The sequence below is a fragment of the Thermoanaerobaculia bacterium genome, from assembly GCA_018057705.1.
Lineage (GTDB): Bacteria > Acidobacteriota > Thermoanaerobaculia > Multivoradales > JAGPDF01 > JAGPDF01.
Window position 1 is genome coordinate 2,037 of record JAGPDF010000111.1, and the last position, 3,078, is coordinate 5,114.

The 3,078-nt window shown below is 67.6% G+C and carries 2 protein-coding genes and 1 pseudogene; 2 read left to right on the plus strand and 1 reads right to left on the minus strand.

Going from position 1 to position 3,078, the window contains the following annotated elements:
* Positions 1 to 1,184 (minus strand): annotated as a pseudogene (locus KBI44_20125) (KUP/HAK/KT family potassium transporter).
* A 207-nt stretch (positions 1,185 to 1,391) separates the two neighbouring features.
* On the opposite strand from KBI44_20125, the gene KBI44_20130 reads away from it, so the two are divergent.
* Positions 1,392 to 2,675 (plus strand): anion transporter, encoded by a 1,284-nt coding sequence (locus KBI44_20130; GenBank protein MBP9146789.1) that lies wholly within the window; start codon positions 1,392 to 1,394, stop codon positions 2,673 to 2,675.
* A 138-nt stretch (positions 2,676 to 2,813) separates the two neighbouring features.
* A complete protein-coding gene (locus KBI44_20135) occupies positions 2,814 to 3,008 on the plus strand; it encodes a DUF2892 domain-containing protein (GenBank protein ID MBP9146790.1) in 195 nt (64 codons plus the stop codon).
* Positions 3,009 to 3,078: the final 70 nt, after the last annotated feature.

Consider the following 3,078-nt stretch of genomic DNA (forward strand, 5'->3'; position numbering starts at 1 on the left):
GCGCAGAGCGCCAGCGCCTGCCACAGCGGCCAGTTCCAGATCCGGCGCTGGACGGAGAAGAGCAGGATCGTCGTGATGACCATTGTCCCCATCACCGCGATGCCGTAAGCCGCCGCCAGGTTGCCCGACTCCCGGAACAGCAGAGTCAGGGCGACGCACGAGACCATGAGTATCGTGTTCACTTCCGGAATGTAGATCTGGCCGCTGGCCTCTCCCGACGTGTGGACGATCGTCATGCGCGGCGAGAAGCCCAGCTGGATGGCCTGCTGGGCCAGGGAGAAGGCGCCAGAGATGAGCGCCTGCGAAGCGATCACCGCGGCTGCAGTGGCGATCGCCACCAGCGGATAGAGGAACCATTCCGGCGCCAGGCCGTAGAACGGGTTCCCCACCACCTCCTGGCCGCGGGCGAGCAGCAGCGCTCCCTGTCCGAAGTAGTTCGCGAGCAGTGCCGGGAAGACCAGCCAGAACCAGGCGACGCGGATCGGGCGGCGTCCAAAATGCCCCATGTCGGCGTAGAGCGCCTCGCTGCCGGTGACGCAGAGGACGACGGCGCCGAGAATCAGGAACCCGTGCAGCCCGTTGGCGCGGAAGAAGTGAAAGGCATGCATCGGATTGACCGCCGCCAGCACCTCCGGATGGCGAACGATCGCCGGGATTCCGAGCGCCGCGATCGCGGCGAACCAGACGAGCATGAGCGGGCCGAAAACGGCGCCGATCCCGGCAGTTCCCCGCCGCTGCACGAGAAACAGGGCGATGAGAATTCCGAGCGCGATGGGCACGATCTACGGGCGGAAAAATGGCGTTGCGACGTCGAGCCCCTCGAGCGCGCCGAGGACGGAGATGACCGGCGTGATCATGCCGTCGGCCCACAGCAGCGCCGCGCCGAAGAGTGCCAGCGCGACGAGGGTGATCCACCGCCGGTGGCCCGACTCGCCGCGCTTCGGATGGCTGCGCTGCTCGGTGACCAGTGCGAGGAGGGCGAGGATGCCGCCGTCGCCGTGGTTGTCGGCCCGCATCACGAAACCGATGTACTTGACGACCACGATGAGCGTGAGCGCCCAGAAGACGAGCGAGAGAATGCCGAGCACGTTGCCGAGGCTGATCGCCACACCGTGCGGCAGGGCGAAGCACTCCTTGATCGCGTAGAGCGGCGAGGTGCCGATGTCGCCATACACGACCCCCATGGCACCAAGGCTGAGCCGCGCCAGATCCTTCTTCGAGCGGATGACCGGAGCGTGCGAGGTGGGGTTGAGGTCGACGCCCGTCGCCGACTCAGGATTGGACATGACGGGATTGGACACTAACACGCCTCTCCCCCCGCAGGCGCCTCAGAAAGCTCCAATCCGATGTTGCACACCGGTCTTCAAAAGCCGCAGAATCGATATCTTTCAATGCCTCCACCGACGCTCCCCCTGGTCCTCTTCGGAGCCACCTATCTGCTGCTGGCCATCGGCCGCATCCCCGGCCTGGCGCTCGACCGGACGGGCTTCGCGGTGCTCGGCGCGCTGGCGTTTCTGGCCACCGGCCGCATCTCGCTCGAAGAGGCGAAGGCCGCGGTCGACGCGCCCACGCTCACACTTCTCTTCAGCATGATGCTGCTTTCGGCGCAGTACCAGATGTCGGGTCTCTATGGAGCGATCGGTCGGCGCCTGGCGCTCGTTCGCCAGCCGCGCCGTCTCCTCGCCGGAGTCCTCGTGGTATCGGCGCTCCTTGCCGCCGTGTTGACCAACGACGTCGTCTGCTTCGCCCTGACGCCGCTCGTCTGCGCGGCCCTTCTCGCGACGCGGCTCGATCCGCTCCCCTACCTCCTCGGCCTCGCCTGCGGCACCAACATCGGCAGCGCCCTCACACCGATCGGCAATCCGCAGAACATCCTGATCTCGCAACAGCTCGGACTCGCCTTCTTGCCCTTCGTTCTCGCCTGCGCCCTGCCGGTGGTGACGGCGCTCGCCTTCACCTACTGGTTTCTCGCCCGCAGCGTCGCCGGGAACGCGAAGCGCGGCGACACCGGAGAAGGCGAAGACGACGGCGTCCACCGGACCGCACGCCCGATCGAGCGTCAGGAGGCGGAGATTCCACCGGCGCCGGCGCTCGACCGCCGCGAGGCCGCCAAGGCGATCGTCCTGACGGCGGCCGCGATCGCCCTCTTCCTGACACCGGTGCCCGCCTACCTCACCGGCTGCGCCATCGCCGGCATCGTTCTCACCAGCCGACGAATGCACAGCCGCACGATGCTCGGCCTGGTCGACTGGCAGATGCTCGCCCTCTTCGTGGCTCTCTTCATCGTGACGCGCGGCCTCGAGCTCTCGGGGTGGACCGATGCCGGCCAGCGCGCCCTGGCGGAGGCGGGTCTGCCGCTCGCCGAGGTCGGCGTCCTGGTCCCGGTCGTCGCCCTGCTCGGAAATCTGGTCGGCAACGTCCCGGCGGTGATGCTCCTGCTGCGTTTCGTGCCCACCGAGCCCGCCCTGCCCGTCATCGGCTACGCCCTGGCGCTCGCCTCGACCTTCGCCGGCAACGCCCTGCTCATCGGCAGTGTCGCCAACCTCATCGTCGTCGAGCAGGCCGACCGCTTCGGCATTCGCATCGGCTTCCGCGACCACCTCCGCGTCGGCCTCCCCGTCACCCTCGTCTCCCTCGCCGCCGCCCTCGCCATGCTCGCCTGGCTCGCCGGCTGATTCCGGAAGGATCCGGCGGTGGCCCCCTCATCTTGCCGGAGGGAACCTCTCCTGCGAGACCTGGCTCTTCCCGGATGGAGACCACAAGCCGAAGTACAATCTTGCGCCATCCAAGGAGATGTCATGTTGAGCAAGCTCTTGCCCCGCAACGAAGGTACCGTCGATCGCGCCGTCCGGGTGCTCGCCGGGATCGCAATCCTCTCGCTCGCCTTCATCGGACCGAAGAGCGCCTGGGGCTACATCGGAATCGTCCCGATCGTCACCGGGCTGCTCGGTTCCTGTCCGGCCTATACGCTTTTCGGGCTCTCCACCTGCCCGGTCAGGAAGAGGTAGCCCCGGTCTCGGCGCGAACGACGCGGTTTCGTCCGGCGCGCTTCGCTTCGTAGAGAGCGGCGTCCGCGCG